The following is a 19,233-nucleotide window of genomic DNA, read 5'->3' as shown; positions in this document are numbered from 1 at the left end:
TATGACATGTTCAGTCGGGTTTTTCAATAGCGTCCCCATCGCGGTTTTGTTTGTTACGGTGGGCTTGGGATACCTGATCGGCAAACTGAAGGTCGGGCCGATCCAGCTGGGCGGGGTGTGCGGAACGCTCATCGTTGCCCTGCTGATCGGCCAGACGGGTTGCCAGATGCGCGGCGACCTGAAAGAGGTTGCGTTCGCCCTGTTTATCTTTGCCATGGGCTACTCCGGTGGCCCGCAGTTCTTCGCCAACCTCAACCGGTCCAGCCTGCGCTACATCGTGCTGCCGATCATCGAGGCCCTGCTGGTGCTGACTATCGTGCTGGCGGCCGTGCCGTTGTTCGGCCTGGACGCCGGCACGGCGGCGGGCCTGGCGGCGGGGGCGGCCACGGAATCGGCCGTGGTGGGCACGGCGGCCGAGGCGCTCAAGCACCTGGGGCTGCCGGATGCCGAGGTGCAACGCATGGAGGCCAACATCGCCACGGCCTATACGCTGACCTATCTGGTGGGGTTGATCAGCATCGTCTTCTTCACCAGCCAAGTCGCGCCGGCGCTGTTGCGCATCAATCTGCGCGAGGCCTCCAAGGCCCTGGAGGAGAAACTGGGCGTGGCCTCGGGCGACGAGGAAGACGTCAATCTACCCACCTTGCCGCGGTTGGTGGGGCGTGCCCACGTGGTGAAAGACGCGGACGGCATGACCGTGGCCGATGTCGAAGCGCAACTGGGTGGGCGGACGGTGATCAGCCGCATCCTGCGCAATGGCGAGGCCGTCGACGCCACGCCGGAAGACACGCTGGCCACGGGCGACATCGTGGTGGTGCTGGGCGTGCGCCGCTTCGCGTTGCGGGCAGGGGCGGTGGTCGGCCCTGAAATCCAGCTGCCCGAGGCGCATGCGGAGGACCTGCAACTGAGCGAACTGGCGATCATCGTCAGCAAGAAGGCCATCAACGGACACACCGTGGGCGAATTGGCCAAGCGGCCCGGCGCCCGCCGCGCGCGCGGCGTCTTCGTCCAATCCATCGTGCGGTCCGGCCATGTGCTGCCGTTGACGCCCGCCACCGTCGTCCAGTATGGCGATCTGGTGACCCTGGTGGGCACCGAGCCGGAACTGTCGCAGGCCGGCGCGGCCCTGGGCAACGAATTGCGCCGCAGCGGCGTAACCGATCTGGTATTCCTGGCGTTCGGCATTCTGGCGGGCCTGATGATCGGCGCCTTGAGCGCGCGATTGTGGGGGATCCCGGTGTCCCTGGGCAGCGGCGGCGGCGCGCTGGTTAGCGGCCTGGTCTGCGGGTGGATCAACGCCAAGCGGCCCGCCATCGGCCATATGCCCGAGCATGGGGTGCAGCTGCTGAAGGACCTGGGCCTGGCGGTGTTTGTGGCGTGCGTGGGGTTGTCGGCGGGGCCCGAGGCGATATCGCTGATCCGCGAACACGGCGCCGTGCTGCCCTTGATCGGGTTGCTGGTATCGCTGGGGCCAGCTTGCCTGTCGCTATGGGTGGGCCACAAGATCCTGAAGATCGAGGGGCCGCTGCTGGTCGGCGCCATTGCCGGGCAACACGTCAGCACACCCGCGATCAGCGCCATTCTGGGGACCAGTGGCAGCTCCGTGCCGCTGTTGGGCTACACCGTGACTTACGCCATCGCCAACGTGCTGCTGCCGGTGCTGGGGCCGATCATCGTGTCATTGGCGTACCATCTGAGTTAGCGCCCGTCCGGCCACCCGCCGGGCGACGCGGCGCCTGTCACACCCCGACGCGCGCAATCAGACGCGCGTACCAAGAAACGCATCCGGCAGCCAGGCGCTTTGCGCCCGGCTGCCCCTTGCACACGGAGACACCATGCCTTACGTAACCCCGCTGCAGGACTTTCGCTTTGCCTTGAAAGAACTGGCCGGACTGGACGACATCCTGAAACTGCCCGGATTCGGCGACGTCACGCCTGACCTGGTGGACGCCATCCTGGAAGAGAACGGACGCTTCGTGGAGCAGGCGGTGGCCCCGTTGAACGTGTCCGGCGACACGCAGCCCCCCGTCTGGAAGGATGGGCAGGTGACGACGACGCCCGGGTATGCCCAGGGCTTCAAGGACTACGCGGCAGGCGGCTGGCAAGGCTTGCAACACCCCCAAGTCTGGGGGGGGCAGGGGCTGCCCAAGCTGGTGGCGGCGGCGCCCGGCGAGAACATCCAGGCGGCCAGTCTGGCGTTCTCGTTGTGCCCGATGCTGACCGACGGCGTGATCGAAGCCGTGCTGACCGTGGGGTCGGAGGCGCAGCGCAAGCAATACGTCCCCAACCTGATCGGCGGCAAATGGACCGGCACCATGAACCTGACCGAGCCCCAGGCCGGTTCGGACCTGGCCCAGGTCGCCACGCGCGCGGTCCGCCAGGACGACGGCAGTTTCCGCCTGTCGGGCCAGAAGATCTTCATCACCTACGGCGAGCACGACCTGGCCGAGAACATTATCCATCTGGTGCTGGCCCGCACGCCGGATGCGCCGGCGGGCGTGAAGGGCATATCGCTTTTCATCGTGCCCAAGTTCCTGGTCGAGGCCGACGGCAGCCTGGGCAAGCGCAATGACGTCTGGTGCGCTTCGCTGGAGCACAAATTGGGCATCCACGGCAGCCCCACGGCGGTGCTGCTGTACGGCGCCGGCAAGGGCGACGTGGGCGAGGGGGCGGTGGGCTATCTGGTCGGCGAATTGAACCGCGGCCTGGAATACATGTTCATCATGATGAACGCGGCGCGCTATTCCGTGGGGCAGCAGGGTATCGGCGTGTCCGAACGCGCTTACCAGCACGCGCTGGCATATGCGCGCGAACGCGTGCAGGGGCGTGCGGTGGAAGGATCGGCGGGGCCGGTGGCCATCGTGCGGCATCCCGACGTGCAGCGCATGCTGCTGACCATGAAAGCGCTGACGGAGGCCGCTCGCGCGGTGTCTTACGTGACGGCGGCGGCGCACGACAAGGGCACGCACCATCCCGATCCCGAGCAGCGGTCGCGCAACCGAGCATTCTACGAATACATGGTGCCCATCGTGAAGGGCTTCTCGACCGAGAGCGCGGTAGAGGTCGCATCCCTGGGCATCCAGGTGCACGGCGGCATGGGCTTCATCGAGGAAACCGGGGCGGCGCAGTACTACCGCGATGCCCGCATCCTGCCGATCTATGAAGGCACCACCGCGATCCAGGCCAACGACCTGGTCAGCCGCAAGACGCAGCGCGATGGCGGCGCTACCGCCTATGCCGCTATCGCCGCCATGCGCGAAACGCTGCGCGCGGTGGAAGCCGAGTCCACGCGCGCCGCCGCGGGGGAACGCGATGCGCTGCGCCTGCTGCGCGACAACCTGGACGGCGCGATCCAGGCCTACGAGGCGGGCGTGGGCTTCATTCTGGAACAGTCGGCCGCCAACATCCGCGCGGTCTACTCCAGCAGCGTCCCCTACCTGATGCTGGCCGGCGTGGTGCATGGCGGCTGGCAGATGGCGCGCGCGGTGCTGGTGTGCCGCAAGCACATTGCCGCCGGGTCCACTGACCCGTTCCACAAATCGAAGATCGCGACGGGATTGTTCTATGCCGCGCACATCCTGCCGCGCGCCTTGGCCCTGTCCGCCGCGGTGCGTTCCGGGGTGGTCGCAGAGGCCTGCGGCGCAGCTTCAGATATTGCATAAGGTTATATGGCTTGCGTATTTCCTCCGTCAAAGGTTTGATGGAAGAATCGCTTTACCCGCGGTACTCTCCGCATGAAACGACCTCCCGGCAGGCAGCGGTCGCGAGCCGCCGGCTCCCCAACTGAATCCGCATACAGGAGACACCATGAGTCATCTACGTCTGGGCGACACCGCCCCTGATTTCGAACAGGAATCCTCGGCTGGCCCTATCCGCTTCCACGAGTATCTGGGCAACAGCTGGGGGGTGCTCTTTTCGCATCCGGCCGACTTCACCCCCGTGTGCACGACTGAACTCGGTTACACCGCCAAGCTGGCGGATGAATTCGCCAAGCGCAACGTGAAGGTGCTGGCGCTGTCGGTGGACGGCACCGATTCCCACTCGAAGTGGATCGAGGACATCAACGACACGCAGTCGACCAAGGTCAATTTCCCGATCCTGGCCGACAAGGACCGCAAGGTCTCCGAGCTCTACGACATGATCCACCCCAACGCCAATGCCACCCTGACGGTGCGCTCGGTGTTCATCGTCGACCCGAACAAGAAGGTGCGCCTGATCATCACGTACCCGGCCAGCACCGGCCGCAACTTCAACGAGATCCTGCGCGTCATCGATTCGCTGCAGCTGACCGACAGCCACAGCGTGGCCACCCCGGTCAACTGGGAAGATGGCGATGACGTGATCATCGTTCCGTCCCTGCAGGACGAGGCCGTGATCAAGCAGAAATTCCCCAAGGGCTACAAAGCCGTGCGTCCGTATCTGCGCATTACGCCCCAGCCGAATAAGTAAATTCGGATTCCGGGGGGTAGCCCCGGCTTTCCGCAGGCGGTTTCCGACCGCCCGAACCGCCGCCTTCCCATAGGGGAACGCGGCGGTTTTTCATTGTTGGGACCCGCGTCCTATATGTCTGGGAGCGATGAGCAATCAAAAAATGATTCGTTCCGTTCAGAATGCGCTGCCCGCACACTTGCTTGCACATTGCCAAATACAGGGAGCAAGGGATGTCTTTCGGGAAAGCCGGTTGGTTGGCCGTTCTGGCGGCGGTGACAGTTTCGCTGGCGGCGGCCGCGCCGGCGCAGGCTCAACAAAAGCAGACGCTGCTGAACGTCTCGTACGATCCGACGCGCGAGCTGTACCGCGCCATCGATGACGCCTTCATCAAGCAATACAAAGAAAAGGCGAATGTCGACCTGACGATCCGCCAATCGCACGGGGGGTCCGGCCGCCAGGCGCGCTCGGTCATCGACGGGCTGGAAGCCGATGTGGTGACGCTGGCGCTGGCCTATGACATCGACGCCATCGCCGACCGTGGCCTGGTGCCCGAGAACTGGCAGACCCGCCTGCCGCAGAATAGCTCGCCCTATACCTCCACCATCGTCTTCCTGGTGCGCAAGGGCAACCCCAAGGCCATCAAGGACTGGGACGATCTGGTGAAGGAGGGCGTGCAGGTCATCACCCCGAATCCGAAGACCTCGGGCGGTGCGCGCTGGAACTATCTGGCCGCCTGGGCCTATGCGCTGGACAAGAACGGCGGCAGCGAAGAGAAGGCCCGCGCGTTCGTCGGCGACCTGCTCAAGCACGTGCCGGTGCTGGACACCGGCGCCCGCGGCGCCACCACGACCTTCGTCGAACGCGGCGTCGGCGATGTGCTGCTGGCCTGGGAGAACGAAGCCTTCCTGGCGCTTGAAGAACTGGGTCCGGACAAGTTCGACATCGTCGTGCCGTCGCTGTCCATCCTGGCCGAGCCGCCCGTGGCCATCGTGGACAAGATCGTGGACAAGAAGGGGACGCGCGCCGCGGCGCAGGCCTACCTGGAATTCCTGTACACGCCCGCCGCGCAGGAGATCATCGCGAAGAACTACTACCGTCCCATCGACAAGACGGTGGCCGCCAAATATGAAAGCAAGTTCCCCAAGGTCAAACTCGTCACGATCGACGACAAGATCTTCGGTGGCTGGCGAAAGGCGCAGAAGGACCACTTCAGCGACGGCGGCACGTTCGACCAGATCTATCTGCCGCAGAAAAAATAAACGGACAACGATCGGAAGATGGCCATGACCACTGCCTCGAACCCGGCGGCAAACGGCGCGCAAGCGCCTTTTGCCGTTCGGCGCAACAGCCCGGGCGTGCTGCCCGGATTCGGCATTTCCATGGGTTACGCGGTGCTGTACCTGAGCGTGCTGGTGCTGATCCCGCTGGCCGCATTGCCCCTGAAGAGCGCCGAGCTGGGGTGGCAGGGGTTCTGGGACGCCGTGACGGCGCCCCGGGTGCTGGCGTCGTATCAGCTGACCTTCGGCGCGTCGTTGCTGGCCGCGCTGGTGAACCTGGTATTCGGCACGGTGGTGGCCTGGGTGCTGGTGCGCTACCGCTTTCCCGGCAAGAAGATCCTGGATGCGCTGGTCGACCTGCCGTTCGCGCTGCCCACCGCCGTGGCCGGGATTGCGCTGACGGCGCTGTATTCCGAAAAAGGGTGGCTGGGCGCGCCGCTGTCCAAATGGTTCGACTTGAAGGTGGCGTTCACGCCACTGGGCATCGTGATCGCGTTGATCTTCATCGGCGTGCCGTTCGTGGTGCGTACCGTGCAGCCCGTGCTGGAAGACGTCGAGCGCGAAATCGAGGAGGCCGCGGCCAGCCTGGGGGCCAGCCGTTGGCAGACGATCCGCCGCGTGCTGCTGCCGACCATCCTGCCCGCGCTGATGACCGGCTTCGCCCTGGCGTTCGCGCGCGCGGTGGGGGAGTACGGATCGGTGGTCTTCATCGCCGGCAACATGCCCATGGTGTCTGAGATCACCCCGTTGCTGATCATTTCCAAACTGGAGCAGTTCGATTACGCCGGCGCCGCTGCCATCGCGACGGTGATGCTGGTGCTGTCTTTTGCGCTGCTGCTCGTCATCAACCTGCTGCAAGGCTGGCAGGCCCGCCGCAACCTGGGGAGGCTGGCATGAGCGCATCGGATCGTCCGCCACATCTGACCGAGCCGCGCTGGGTGCGCGGCATTTTGCTGTTCATCGCGCTGGGGTTCCTGGCGCTGTTCCTGCTGGTGCCCTTGGCGGCGGTTTTCGCCGAGGCGTTCAAGAAGGGCTGGGAACTGTACCTGGCCGCCATCGTCGAGCCCGATGCGCTGTCGGCGATCCGGCTGACCTTGCTGGTGGCCGCGATCGCGCTGCCGGTGAACCTGGTGTTCGGCGTGGCCGCCGCCTGGGCCATCACGAAGTTCCAGTTCCGGGGCAAGCAGTTCCTGATCACGCTGATCGATCTGCCGTTTTCAGTGTCGCCGGTGGTGGCCGGCCTGGTGTTCATCCTGCTGTTCGGCACGCAGGGCTGGCTGGGCGGCTGGTTGCAGGACCACGACTTCAAGATCGTCTACGCGGTGCCCGGCATCATCCTGGCCACGCTCTTCGTGACCTTCCCCTTCGTCGCGCGCGAACTGATTCCGTTGATGCAGGCGCAGGGCAGCGAGGAAGAGCAGGCCGCGCTGACGCTGGGCGCCAATGGCTGGCAGATTTTCTGGCGTGTGACGCTCCCCAACATCAAGTGGGGCCTGTTGTACGGCGCCATCCTGTGCAACGCGCGGGCCATGGGCGAGTTTGGAGCGGTGTCGGTCGTGTCCGGGCAGATACGGGGGCTGACCAACACGATGACCCTGCACGTCGAGATTCTTTACAACGAATACCAGTACTCCGCGGCGTTCGCGGTGGCCTCGCTGCTGGCGTTGCTGGCGCTGGTGACGCTGGTAGCCAAGAACGTGGTCGAGTGGCGCAACGCGCGCTTCCTGCGCGCTGCCGACCTGCCGGTCGAGTATCCCGGCGCGGCGGCGGCAACCCTCAATCCGGCCGTCGCCTGACGCGGCCGGTTCAGACGGAGACAAGCATGAGTATCGAAGTTCGAAATCTATCCAAGCAATTCGGCCAGTTCCGCGCGCTGAACGACGTGTCGCTGCACATCGAAACGGGCGAGCTGGTGGCGCTGCTGGGGCCGTCCGGATGCGGCAAGACCACGCTGCTGCGCATCATCGCCGGGCTGGAGGGGCCGGATTCCGGTAGTGTGCTGTTCGCCGGCGAGGACGCCACCTCGGTCGATGTGCGCCAACGCCAGGTCGGGTTCGTGTTCCAGCACTACGCGCTGTTCAAGCACATGACGGTGTTCGAGAACGTGGCTTTCGGATTGCGGGTCAAGCACCGGTCGCAGCGTCCTTCCGAAGACCAGATACAGCGCAAGGTGCATGAGTTGTTGACGCTGGTTCAGCTGGACTGGCTGGCTGATCGGTACCCGGCGCAATTGTCGGGCGGGCAACGGCAACGCATCGCGTTGGCGCGCGCGCTGGCCGTCGAGCCGCGGGTGCTGCTGCTGGACGAGCCCTTCGGCGCGCTGGATGCCAAGGTGCGCAAGGAACTGCGGCGCTGGCTGCGCCGGCTGCACGACGAACTGAACGTGGCCAGCGTGTTCGTGACGCATGATCAGGAAGAGGCGCTGGAAGTGGCCGACCGCGTCGTGCTGATGAACGCCGGCCGCATCGAACAGGTAGGCACGCCGCGCGACGTCTGGGAACAGCCGGCCACGCCGTTCGTCTACGGTTTCCTGGGCGACGTGAACCAGTTGCAGGGCGTGGCGGCGCGCGAGGTCTGGGAAGGCGCCGGCCTGTCGCTGCCCGCGCCCGGCTTGGCGCAAGCCGAAGCTCAGCGCGCGACCGCCTATGTGCGGCCGCACGAGTTCGACATCGAGCGCTATCGCGCGGGCGGCGAGGGCATTGCGGTGCGCCTGTCGCACGCCTATCTGGCCGGACCCAGTGCCTATCTGGAACTGGCCCGCGAGGATTCCGACGCCATCATCGAAGCCGAGGTGCCCGAATACCTGTACCGGGAATTGAACCTGCGCGACGGCGAGGTCCTGTTGGCGCGTCCCCGCCGCGCGCGTATTTTCGCGGTGCAGCCATGACGACGCTTGTCCCCCTTTCTCCTGATCTTTCCACCGGCCTTCCGGCGAACCTGGACGCGGCGCTGGCCCGTCGCTGGCGCGAGCTGGTCGACCGGCTGGCCGAAGTCCAGCGCCGCTACCCTGACGCGGCGCTCGCGTCCTCGCTGGCGGCCGAGGACATGGTGCTGACGCACGCCATCTACGATTCGGGCCTGGATCTGGAAGTTTTCTCGCTCGATACGGGCCGGCTGCATGCCGAAACCCTGGGCGTGCTGGACGCCGTGGACGCGCGCTACGGGCGCCGCGTTACGGTATACCGGCCCGATGCCGCCGCCGTCGACGCACACGTGGCCGCGCATGGCGCGTATGCCTTCTACGAAAGCGTCGACCTGCGCAAGGCCTGTTGCCAGATCCGCAAAGTCGAACCGCTCAAGCGCGCGCTGGCCGGACGCGGCGCGTGGATCACCGGCCAGCGCCGCCAGCAATCCACGACGCGCGGCGAACTGCCGCTGGAAGAGCGCGACGCCACCTTTGGCCTCCACAAGTTCAATCCGCTGGCCGAGTGGAGCGAAGAAGACGTCTGGGCCGTGATCCGCGCGCTGGACATCCCGTACAACCCGCTGCACGACCAGGGTTACCCGTCGATCGGGTGCGAGCCCTGTACGCGAGCGATCCGTCCGGGGGAAGACCTGCGGGCGGGGCGCTGGTGGTGGGAGTCGTCGGACTCCAAGGAATGCGGCCTGCATGCCGGCAACCGGGTCATCAGCGTCGTGCCACGCGGCGACTGATGCCAATCATGAATTCGAAATCTGTTTTAGGGGAATACCTATGTCTGCTGTGATCCAACGCAGCCACCTGGATTGGCTGGAATCGGAAGCGATATTCATCTTGCGCGAGGTCGCCGCTGAAAGCGAAAAACCCGTGCTGTTGTTCTCCGGGGGCAAGGATTCGGTGGTGCTGCTGCGCCTGGCCGAAAAGGCCTTCCGGCCGGGCCGCTTTCCGTTCCCGCTCATGCACATCGATACGGGGCACAACTTTGATGAAGTGATCGCCTTTCGCGACCGGCGGGCGGCCGAACTGGGCGAGACGCTGATCGTGCGCAGCGTGGAAGATTCGATCCAGCGCGGCAGCGTGGTGCTGCGGCGCGAAACCGATTCCCGCAACGCGGCCCAGGCAGTGACCTTGCTGGAGGCGATCGAGGAATTCGGCTTCGACGCCTGCATCGGCGGCGCGCGGCGCGACGAGGAAAAGGCGCGCGCCAAAGAACGCATTTTTTCGTTCCGCGATGAATTCGGCCAATGGGACCCCAAAGCCCAGCGTCCGGAACTGTGGAACCTGTTCAACACCCGCGTGCACCGCGGCGAGAACATGCGCGTCTTCCCGATCTCGAACTGGACCGAGCTGGACGTCTGGCAGTACATCCAGCGTGAACAGCTGGCGCTGCCGTCCATCTATTTCAGCCATGAACGCGAGGTGGTGCGCCGCAAGGGCCTGTTGGTGCCGGTTACGCGCCTGACGCCGCCGCAGGAAGGCGAGCAGGTCGAACGCCTGCCCGTGCGCTTTCGCACGGTGGGCGATATCTCGTGCACCTGCCCGGTGGCCTCCGATGCCGCCGACACCGTCGCCATCATCGCCGAGACGGCAGTGACCGACATCACCGAGCGCGGTGCCACGCGCATGGACGACCAGACTTCCGAGGCCTCGATGGAGCGCCGCAAGAAGGAAGGCTATTTCTGAATGCAGGACACGCCGGCTACGGCCGGCGGCAGGGGACGCAAATGAACGCACTGAACGACTCTTTTCTTTCCGGCGCCGGCAACGGCGTGCTGCGCCTGATCACGGCCGGTTCCGTCGACGACGGCAAATCCACTTTGATCGGCCGCCTGCTCTACGACAGCAAGGGCGTGTTCGCCGACCAGCTCGACGCGATCTCGCGCGCCAAGCACAAGCGCGTGGCCGGCGACGGGATCGATTTTTCGCTGCTGACCGACGGGCTGGAAGCCGAGCGGGAGCAGGGCATCACCATCGACGTGGCCTACCGCTACTTTTCCACGCCTGCGCGCAAATTCATCATCGCGGATGCACCGGGGCACGAACAGTACACGCGCAACATGGTCACAGGCGCATCGACGGCGGACGTTGCTGTCATCCTGATCGACGCCACGCGCGCCGCCGACGGCAAGCTGCTGGCGCAGACCAAGCGGCACAGCACCATCGCGCGCCTGCTGGGCATCCGCCATATCGTGGTGGCGGTGAACAAGATGGACTTGGTGGACTGGGACCGCGCCGTGTTCGAACGCATCCGCGAGGCCTACGCCGATCTGGCGGGCAAGCTGGGCATTGCGCATTTCGATGCGCTGCCGCTGTCGGCGCTCAATGGCGACAACGTCGTCACGCTGTCGCCGAAAACGCCATGGTACGAAGGGCAGCCGCTGCTGGCGCTGCTGGAGTCGCTGGACCTGGCCAGCGATGGCCGCGCGTTGCCGCTGCGCTTTCCCGTGCAATGGGTGGCGCGCCACGATGGCAACCGCAAGGAAGATTTCCGTGGCTACGCGGGCCGCGTGGCCAGCGGCGTGCTGCGCGCGGGCGATGCGGTCACGGTGCAGCCTTCGGGCGTGACGGCGGTGGTGCGTGAAGTGCGCGTCTTCGATCGCGTGCAGGAAGAAGCGGTGGCGGGGGATTCGGTGACGCTGGTGCTGGACCGCGATGTGGACGTGTCGCGCGGCGACGTGATCGTGCATTCGTCCTCGCCCGCCCAGGTCACGCGCGAGTTCGAGGCCGAGCTGTGCTGGCTGGACGCGCAGGCGTTGAATCCCGCGCGCAAGTATCTGCTGAAGTCCGGCACCCGCCTGACGTCGGCGAAGATCCGCGCCGTGCTCTCGCATCGTGACATCCACGAGTTGCAGGAAGTCGAAAACACCGAAGGCACCTTGCGCATGAACGACATCGGACGCGTGACATTCACCACGCGCGAAGCGCTGGCAGTCGATCGCTATGCCGATGTGCCGGCTACCGGCGCCTTCATCCTGATCGACGAAACCACGCATCAGACGGCGGCGGCGGGCATGTTGCGCTGACCCGCCGATGGGTTGGAAAACAACGGATTTTTCGCTCGGATTTTGTTGTTGTTTTTCTTCCAAATTCAATGCTGGTGCGGCTCTCCGGTCGATATCGCCTGATGAAATCGATTTGTTCAGACGGCGCCCGCGTCTTGCGGTAAAGTGGGGCTGTCTTACGAAAAGGTCTTTGGTGCTTGTCAAAACCACTGTGTTTTTGTACAGTAGTTTTTATGGCACGCACCGATCATTCTTTTCCCGCCGGTTCTGGGTCCCCGGCTGCCGCCCCCGCCGCCTTGCGCGGTCGGGGTGCGGTTACTAATGTTCGGCATCGCTTTCAGCGCGATGACCGCGTGCAGGTCGATGACGGCTGGTCCGCTTCCGGCTTGCCTGCCGATTACGTAGATTCCGTCCCCGAATTCTTGGCCGATGCGCCGTCCGGCGAACGGGTCATTCCGATCCTGCCGGATTCCCGCGTGGCGCCTGCCGCGCCCAAGACCACGGTCACGGCCGAAGAAGCGCGCAAGATGCTGTCGCGCAACGATTCGCCCGACATTCCCTTTGACGTCGCCGTCAATCCGTACCGGGGTTGTGAACATGGCTGCGTGTACTGTTATGCCCGGCCTACGCATTCCTACCTGGGGCTGTCCCCCGGGCTGGACTTCGAAACCCGGCTGGTTGCCAAGGCGAATGCGGTGCAGGCGCTGCGGGCGGAACTCAGCCGCCCCGGCTACCAGCCGTCACCCATCAACATCGGCTCCGCCACGGACGCCTACCAACCCATCGAACGCGAATGGCGGCTGACCCGTGGCCTGCTGGAGCTCATGCTGGAATCCCGGCATCCGGTCACGATCGTTACGAAGAACGCGCTGGTTGCCCGCGATGTAGACCTGCTGGCCGCGCTGGCCGAGCAGAAGCTCGTGGTGGTCTACATGAGCATCACCTCGCTGGATGCCGGCATGGCCCGCACGCTGGAGCCTCGCGCCGCCGCCCCCTGGCGCCGGCTGGAAACCGTGCGCACCCTGACTGACGCGGGCGTGCCCGTCGGCGTGCTGGTGGCGCCCGTCATCCCATTCATCAACGACGAATCCATGGAACACATTCTCCAGGAGTCCAAGGCGGCCGGCGCGCATTACGCCAGCTACACCGTCTTGCGCCTGCCCTGGGAGGTCAAAACCTTGTTCGAGGACTGGCTGAACGCCCATTTCCCGGATCGCGCCCAACGAGTGCTGCACCGCATTGAAGACCTGCGCAATGGCCGCCGCAACGACCCGAATTTCGGGTCGCGCATGCGCGGCACCGGCATCTGGGCGGACTTGCTGCGCCAACGGTTCGCGGTGGCCACCCGCAAGCTGGGCCTGAACCGCCATCGCCTTGCCCTGGACTGTGACCGTTTCCAGCCGCCCCTGGCCGCGAACGCGACACCGTCGCTGTTTGCCGCGGCCAAGGCTGACGCGCTCGCCGCGTCTTCTTCCGCCGCGTCTTCTTCCGATTTCCTATCCCCGGTTGGCGCGAAAGCGTCTTCAGGGGTCCCCTTTTCTGATGGGTTGCCTGCTGTCGGCGGCGCAGTGGGCCGCGGTACGCGCCAACTGCGTGCAATGGCTGCAGGCCAGTTGTCATTGTTCGACTGATTGCCGGTCGATGCCGCGGTGCCCGCCGCGGCATGGAATCGATTCTCCAAGGAGTTCCTATGAACACCGCTGATATTTCCGTTTTATCGGACGAGCTTGCCGTCACGCTGAACCCGTTGCGCCGCAGCGCGCATCGCGCCCGGGCGGCGTGCGCCAAATTGGCGGGCCTGGCGATGCCCTGGACCACGACCTCGGCTGACGCCCTGCCGCGCCATCGAGCACGTCCTGGCTCCATGCCCGCGCGTTGGCCGTTTCCGCCGGCGCCGGTCGAAGAGGGCGCCGCGGATCGCGGGGTGGTGCCGGCCCAGGCCCCGCCCCCCGTCGCAACGATTCGCCCCGTGGCACCGGTTGCCACCAGCGTGCTCCCGGCCTCCGTTGTGCGCGAGCGCAGCTTGGGCAACGCCACGGTCGAACCCGTGACGTCTCAGGTCACCATGAAGGCCATGGTGATCGATGTGGCGATGGTGTTGGCTTGGGGCGCAATCATCCCCGGTCTGATGTGGCTGGGCGCGGCCGCCGGATTCTAAGCGGCCGGGTGTTCAGCTCGGGGGTTCAACTGGAGCCCAGCAGGATGACGCCCGCCAGAATGGACAGGCAGCCGGCCAGACGTCCGGGTCCGACCTTCTCGCGCAGCAGGAACATGCCGGCCAAGGTGCCCAGCATCATGGACATTTCGCGCGCAGGGGCTACCAGGCTTAGCGGCGCGCCGTTGCGCAAGGCGTAGAGCACCAGGATGTAACCCAGCGGTGACAGCAGGCCCACGGCCAGCGCCAGGTGCCAGTGCCCGCGCATGGATTCCCAGGCTTGAGCACGGCGGCCCAGCATGTGGGGAGTCATCATGGCCGTGCGGGTGACACAGGTGAACCAGTCGAACAGCACCGGGCTGATCAGCAGGACCTTGACGCCGTAGGCGTCCACCACGGTGTAGGCGGCGATGAACAGGCCGATCACCACGCCCCAGCGTACGCCCACCCAGGCCTGCGCCTGCTTGAAGATGGTCAGCCGGCCCTGAGTCGCGATCAGCAACACGCCGACCACGACGCACAGCATGCCGATGATGCCGGTGCTGGTCGCGGGTTCACCCAGCAGCAGGAAGGCGCCTGTCGTCGAAAGCAGGGGGCCGGTGCCCCGGGCGATGGGGTACACCACGGACAAGTCGGCCACCTGATAGCCGCGCTGCAGGCACAGGCTGTAGCCCAGATGCAACAGGCTGGACGTCAGGATGGCGGCCACGACCGGCCAGGTCCACGTCATACCGTCGTGCATCAACACCCAGATCACCCAAGGCGCATACAGCACCGAGGCGCATAGTCCGTACGCGAAGACGAATGGGGCGCCCACCATGGCCGCTCGCTTGGCAAGCAGGTTCCACGTTGCGTGGGCCATTGCCGCCAGGACAACCAATAACAGGGACGTATACGACATGAGGGAACAGCGTCAGATGACGTGTTTGTTACAGAAGTGGCAAGGGTACAGCAAAGCCACCGGAAGGTCGCCATTCTACCCGACGCTCAAGCGAATTTTTGGTGTAGAATCATTGGTTTGCCAAATCTCATCCTCTGCTTGCGGTACGAGTATTGTGCGTTGACCCTCCGGGTTGCCGGCAATACACACGCGTAGTCAGCCCCGCGGCTTACCCCAGTGGTGCGCCTCGATGGTCCAGCTTCACGTGAACAACATCGAACGGCAAAAGTTTTAGTCCGCAAAGACATGATGATCTAGGAGTTCTAATGAACCTTATCGCTATCCTGGAACAGGAAGAAATTGCCCGTCTGACCGGCGGCCAAGCCAAGCCTGAATTTGCTCCTGGTGACACCGTCATCGTGAGCGTGAACGTCGTTGAAGGCACCCGCAAGCGCGTGCAGGCTTTCGAAGGCGTTGTCATTGCCAAGCGCAACCGCGGCCTGAACTCCGCGTTCACCGTGCGCAAGATTTCGTCGGGTGAAGCCGTGGAACGTACGTTCCAGCTGTACTCGCCGCAAATCGCCGGCATCGAAGTCAAGCGCCGCGGCGACGTGCGCCGCGCCAAGCTGTACTACCTGCGCAACCGCTCGGGCAAGTCGGCGCGTATCAAGGAAAAGCTGGTCAGCAAGCAAGCCCCGTCGGCTTGATCGCTTATCGGCACACGGCCCTACCAGTGTCGGACGTCCGCGCCATCCAGCGTTTCCGTCCGGCACAGGTTTCCGGGTTAAAAAGGCACCTGCGAGGGTGCCTTTTTCTTTTTGCAAAGCCGTATGTCTGATTCCTCGTATTCCGCGCGGCCTAGAAGGCCGCTTGCACGTCCCGGCTTCGATCCCGCGACGCAACCGTGGGTGGTGGCCAACGAGTCCTTGCCGGCCGTGCCCTCCAGCCTGCTGACCCCGGATTCCCTGCGGGGCACGCTCAGCCAACCGGCCACCTGGACGCTGGAGCTTTCTCGCGACAACGACCTGCGCTATCCAGGCCGCGAAGGCACGCCCGTGCCCGCCGCCGTGCTGATTCCGCTGGTCACCCGCGACAACGGTGTGCACATCATGCTGACCCAGCGGGCCGCGCACCTGCACGACCATGCCGGCCAGATCAGCTTTCCGGGCGGGCGCATCGAGACCAGCGATTCTACGCCGGTGGCCGCTGCCCTGCGCGAGGCGCAGGAAGAAACGGGACTGCCCTCCAACCATGTGGAAGTGCTGGGCAGCATGCCGCCTTACCTGACGGCGACGGGCTTTTCGATCATTCCGGTGGTGTCGCTGGTGCGCCCGGGGTTCGATCTGGCGCCCGACGCGTTCGAAGTGGCGGAAGTGTTCGAGGTGCCGCTGTCTTTCCTGATGGACCCCGCCAACCACCGCCTGTACGAAGCGCGGCTGGAGGACGGGCGGGTGCGCAACTACTACGGCATGCCTTACGGCGACCACTTCATCTGGGGCGCTACCGCTGGCATGCTGCGCAATCTCTACCACCTGCTGCGCAACGGGTTCCGGCCGCGCTGACGCCGCCGGCCCGCCGCGTCCAATGAAAAACGGCTCCTCTCGGGGCCGTTTTCATGCCAGGGCGACCGATATCAGGTCGTACTCAGGTCGTACTTATGGTGGGTCGCCCCTTACCGGGCCGCGGCTTGCATCGGCCTTCAATAGCGTTGCTGGCCAGCCAGGTTCTCTTCCAGGATGCGTTCGTAAAGCGCATAGCGCAGCGGATTGATCTCGCCCGCCTGCAGGGCCGCCAGGACGCCGCAGCCGGGCTCCTGCCGGTGCGTGCAGTTGTAGAAACGGCACGCTTCGATGGGCTTCGTGAATTCCGGGAACCCGCGGATGATGTCTTCGCGGGTCAGGTGCTGCAAACCGAAGGCCTGGAATCCGGGTGAATCGATCAGATCGCCGCCCGGCTCGGGCAGGTGATAGAGCCGCGTGCTGGTCGTGGTGTGCTTGCCCATGTCCAGCGCGGTGGAGTGTTCACGCGTGGCGGCGCCGGCGGTGGGTATCAGCGCGTTAAGCAGTGTGGATTTCCCCATGCCGCTTTGGCCCAGCAACAGGTTCGTGCGGCCCGCCAAGTGTGGCGCCAGCAGCGTATGGACCTTTTCGGGTTCCAGCGCGCTGAGTTCGATGACCGGTACGCCCAGCGCGGCGATCGGCGCCAACCGTGCGCGCGCAGCGGGCAATTCATCGGTCAGGTCGGTCTTGTTCAGGATGATGAGCGGCGAGATGCCTGCGCTCCAGGCGCCGGCAAGCGCGCGGCCCGTCAGATCATCCGAGAAGGTCGGCCGCACGGCGATCACGATCAGAAGCTGGTCCACGTTGGACGCAAACTGCTTGGAGCGCATGTCGTCCGAGCGGTACAGCAGATTGCTGCGGGGCAGGATGGTGTCGATGGCGCCTTCGTCGTTGCCCTGCGGCGTGATCTGGACGCGGTCGCCCACGGCGGCGCCGGCCTTCTTGCCGCGCGGAAAGCACTTGCGCACCGACCCGTCGACCAGTTCCACCGTGTAATGGCGCCCATGCGCCGCGATGATGCGGCCTTCGAGCCCGGTTTCTGCCACGGGGGCGCCGGCCGGCGCCGTATTGGGGGGTTTCCTGCTGCTGTTGTTGCGCGCGTTCATGCGGCGGACGCCATCAGGTGGCGGATGCGCTCGGCGGCGGGGGGGTGGCTATCGTAGAAGGCGGAGTGCACGGGATCGGGGGTCAGCGTAGAGGCGTTGTCGTCGTAGAGTTTGACCAGCGCGGAAACCAACCGTTCCGCGGAAGCTTGTTCGGCCGCGTAGCGGTCCGCTTCAAACTCGTTCCGGCGCGAAAACCGGCTGATCAAAGGCGTAAGAATGAAAGTGAAGACGGGCAGGACCAGGACGAACAGCAACAGCGCCATGGCGTCATTGCTGCCGCCCAGTTGCGGCAACACGCCCAGGCCCACGTAGAACCAGGGTTGCTGCGCGACCCAGCCCAAAATCGCGAAGAACACCAGTGTCACGGCAAACCCGATGATGATCTGTTTGGTGATGTGCCGTTTGGCGAAGTGGCCCAATTCGTGCGCCAGTACGGCTTCGATCTCGTCGCCGTTCAGCCGCGACAGCAAGGTGTCGAAGAACACGATGCGGCGCGACCGGCCGAATCCGGTGAAGTACGCGTTGCCATGGCCGGAGCGGCGCGATCCGTCCATCACGAACAAACCGTTGAGCGCAAAGCCGCAGCGCTTGGCCAGGCCTTGGATGCGCTCGGCCAGCGCCGGGTCGGTAAGCGGGGTGAATTTGTTGTAGAAGGGGGCGATGAAGCGGGGGTAGATGACCTGCATGGCCACGCTGAACGCCGACCAAAGCGCCCAGGCCCAGATCCACCAATACGTGCCTGCGCTACCCATGAGCCACAGCACGGCGGCGATCAAGGGCAGGCCGAGCAGCAACGCGAAGAACGCGTTTTTCGCGCAGTCGCTGATGAACAGTTCGGGTGTCATCCGGTTGAAGCCAAACCGGGCTTCCAGCCTGAACTGGCGCCATATCGCGAAGGGTAGTCCCAGCAGGCCCAGCAGCACGCCCATGACCGTCAGCAACAGCAACTGCCGCAGGAAGTCATTGCTGGTAAGCTGGCCTACCGCCTGGTCGATGAATTGCAGTCCGCCCAGCAGCGTCAGGCAAACCAGCACGATCGCGTCGAAGGTATGTTCAAGCATGCCCAGCTTGACCCGCGCCACCGTGTAATCTGCCGCGCGCTGGTGGCTGGCCAATCCGATTCGGTGTGAAAATTCGGCGGGCACCTGGTCGCGATTGCGCACGACGTGGCGGATCTGGCGTGTCGCCAGCCACATGCGCACGGCAATATCGGTCAGCAGGAAAGCAACGAACAGCAATGTGAACATGGGCGAAGCGGTCGGCTCAAGTAGGGATGTGCGAAAATCGCGCGTTTTATAGGCAAATTATATGGCTGTGAACGAAAATCGCCTGGTTTGGCTCGACATGGAAATGACGGGCCTGGAACCTGAGAAAGAACGCATCATCGAGGTGGCCGTCGTGGTGACGGAGCCTGATCTCACGGTCGTGGCCGAAGGCCCCGTGCTGGTGATCCATCAGCCCGACAGCCTGCTTGACGCCATGGACAACTGGAACAAATCCACGCACGGCAAGAGCGGCCTGATCGACAAGGTCAAGGCATCGACGGTGTCCGAGGCGCAGGCAGAGGATACGCTGTTGGCGTTTCTCGCGCAGCATGTGCCGGCCGGAAAATCGCCGTTGTGCGGCAATACCATCAGCCAGGACCGTCGCTTCATGTTTGCTTACATGCCGCGCCTGGAACAGTTCTTCCACTACCGCAACCTTGACGTCAGCACGTTGAAGGAACTGGCGCGCCGCTGGGCGCCGGCGGTGTACAAGGGCTTCGAGAAGAAAAGCCGCCACGAAGCGCTGGCGGATATCTACGAATCCATCGACGAACTCAAGTACTACCGCGAGCACTTCCTGAAGGTGTAAGCGGCGGGCCGGGCAGCGGCGTAAACTGGAAAAGGCCTGCTCTCTGGGT

Annotated in this window: 18 protein-coding genes; 15 read left to right on the top strand and 3 right to left on the bottom strand. The window is 64.8% G+C overall.

Features of this window, described 5'->3' with window-relative positions; genetic code table 11:
- Position 1: 1 nt before the first annotated feature.
- The 12 genes from aspT to HG262_RS10760 all read left to right on the top strand — a co-directional run bounded on the left by aspT (position 2) and on the right by HG262_RS10760 (position 13,788).
- The gene (gene aspT, locus HG262_RS10815) at positions 2-1,702 is read left to right on the top strand and encodes an aspartate-alanine antiporter (protein ID WP_169271017.1); all 1,701 of its coding nucleotides are present in this window, start codon (positions 2-4) and stop codon (positions 1,700-1,702) included.
- A gap of 133 nt (positions 1,703-1,835) precedes the next feature.
- On the top strand, positions 1,836-3,662 hold the full coding sequence (locus HG262_RS10810; protein WP_169271016.1) for an acyl-CoA dehydrogenase: 1,827 nt from the start codon (positions 1,836-1,838) through the stop codon (positions 3,660-3,662).
- Positions 3,663-3,807: 145 nt separating this feature from the next.
- Positions 3,808-4,449 carry a peroxiredoxin gene (locus HG262_RS10805; RefSeq protein ID WP_006225129.1) on the top strand — a complete coding sequence of 214 codons (642 nt, stop codon included), beginning with the start codon at positions 3,808-3,810 and terminating at the stop codon, positions 4,447-4,449.
- 212 nt (positions 4,450-4,661) lie between these two features.
- Positions 4,662-5,690, top strand: coding sequence for a sulfate ABC transporter substrate-binding protein (locus tag HG262_RS10800; RefSeq protein WP_248293323.1), 1,029 nt, complete (start codon positions 4,662-4,664; stop codon positions 5,688-5,690).
- A gap of 18 nt (positions 5,691-5,708) precedes the next feature.
- Complete coding sequence (cysT, locus tag HG262_RS10795) at positions 5,709-6,605, top strand: sulfate ABC transporter permease subunit CysT (RefSeq protein ID WP_169271015.1); 897 nt, start codon at positions 5,709-5,711, stop codon at positions 6,603-6,605.
- Positions 6,602-7,504: a sulfate ABC transporter permease subunit CysW gene (gene cysW / locus HG262_RS10790; RefSeq protein ID WP_169271014.1), complete on the top strand. Its 903-nt coding sequence runs from the start codon at positions 6,602-6,604 to the stop codon at positions 7,502-7,504. Before cysT ends, cysW begins: the two co-directional genes overlap by 4 nt.
- 26 nt (positions 7,505-7,530) lie before the next feature.
- Entirely contained in the window at positions 7,531-8,595 is a 1,065-nt protein-coding gene (locus HG262_RS10785) for a sulfate ABC transporter ATP-binding protein (protein WP_169271013.1), read from the top strand.
- The gene (locus HG262_RS10780; protein WP_169271012.1) at positions 8,592-9,362 is read left to right on the top strand and encodes a phosphoadenylyl-sulfate reductase; all 771 of its coding nucleotides are present in this window, start codon (positions 8,592-8,594) and stop codon (positions 9,360-9,362) included. Before HG262_RS10785 ends, HG262_RS10780 begins: the two co-directional genes overlap by 4 nt.
- A gap of 40 nt (positions 9,363-9,402) precedes the next feature.
- Positions 9,403-10,311, top strand: coding sequence for a sulfate adenylyltransferase subunit CysD (gene cysD / locus HG262_RS10775; protein WP_169271011.1), 909 nt, complete (start codon positions 9,403-9,405; stop codon positions 10,309-10,311).
- A 41-nt stretch (positions 10,312-10,352) separates the two neighbouring features.
- A complete protein-coding gene (locus tag HG262_RS10770) occupies positions 10,353-11,651 on the top strand; it encodes a GTP-binding protein (protein WP_169271010.1) in 1,299 nt (432 codons plus the stop codon).
- A 212-nt stretch (positions 11,652-11,863) separates the two neighbouring features.
- Positions 11,864-13,261, top strand: a complete 1,398-nt coding sequence (locus HG262_RS10765) for a PA0069 family radical SAM protein (protein WP_169271009.1) — start codon at positions 11,864-11,866, stop codon at positions 13,259-13,261.
- Positions 13,262-13,320: 59 nt separating this feature from the next.
- Positions 13,321-13,788: a hypothetical protein gene (locus tag HG262_RS10760; RefSeq protein ID WP_169271008.1), complete on the top strand. Its 468-nt coding sequence runs from the start codon at positions 13,321-13,323 to the stop codon at positions 13,786-13,788.
- 25 nt (positions 13,789-13,813) lie between these two features.
- Here HG262_RS10760 and HG262_RS10755 read toward each other — a convergent pair whose 3' ends face one another.
- A complete protein-coding gene (locus HG262_RS10755) occupies positions 13,814-14,686 on the bottom strand; it encodes a DMT family transporter (RefSeq protein WP_169271007.1) in 873 nt (290 codons plus the stop codon).
- Between the two features lie 305 nt (positions 14,687-14,991).
- Between HG262_RS10755 and rplS the strand changes: the two genes are divergently transcribed.
- Positions 14,992-15,372 (top strand): 50S ribosomal protein L19, encoded by a 381-nt coding sequence (rplS, locus tag HG262_RS10750; RefSeq protein ID WP_169271006.1) that lies wholly within the window; start codon positions 14,992-14,994, stop codon positions 15,370-15,372.
- 123 nt (positions 15,373-15,495) lie between these two features.
- Positions 15,496-16,227 (top strand): CoA pyrophosphatase, encoded by a 732-nt coding sequence (locus HG262_RS10745; protein WP_169271005.1) that lies wholly within the window; start codon positions 15,496-15,498, stop codon positions 16,225-16,227.
- A 137-nt stretch (positions 16,228-16,364) separates the two neighbouring features.
- Here the strand turns inward: HG262_RS10745 and rsgA are convergent, their stop codons facing one another.
- Both rsgA and HG262_RS10735 read right to left on the bottom strand, forming a co-directional pair.
- Entirely contained in the window at positions 16,365-17,330 is a 966-nt protein-coding gene (gene rsgA, locus HG262_RS10740) for a ribosome small subunit-dependent GTPase A (protein WP_248293322.1), read from the bottom strand.
- Positions 17,327-18,577: a M48 family metallopeptidase gene (locus HG262_RS10735; protein ID WP_169271004.1), complete on the bottom strand. Its 1,251-nt coding sequence runs from the start codon at positions 18,575-18,577 to the stop codon at positions 17,327-17,329. The genes rsgA and HG262_RS10735 overlap by 4 nt, the downstream gene beginning before the upstream one ends.
- Positions 18,578-18,638: 61 nt before the next feature.
- On the opposite strand from HG262_RS10735, the gene orn reads away from it, so the two are divergent.
- Complete coding sequence (gene orn / locus HG262_RS10730) at positions 18,639-19,184, top strand: oligoribonuclease (RefSeq protein ID WP_006225115.1); 546 nt, start codon at positions 18,639-18,641, stop codon at positions 19,182-19,184.
- Positions 19,185-19,233: the final 49 nt, after the last annotated feature.

Origin of the sequence: Achromobacter sp. Bel (assembly GCF_012928505.1) — a bacterium.
Classification (GTDB): Bacteria; Pseudomonadota; Gammaproteobacteria; order Burkholderiales; family Burkholderiaceae_B; genus Achromobacter.
This window is presented reverse-complemented; position numbering and strand designations above follow the sequence as displayed.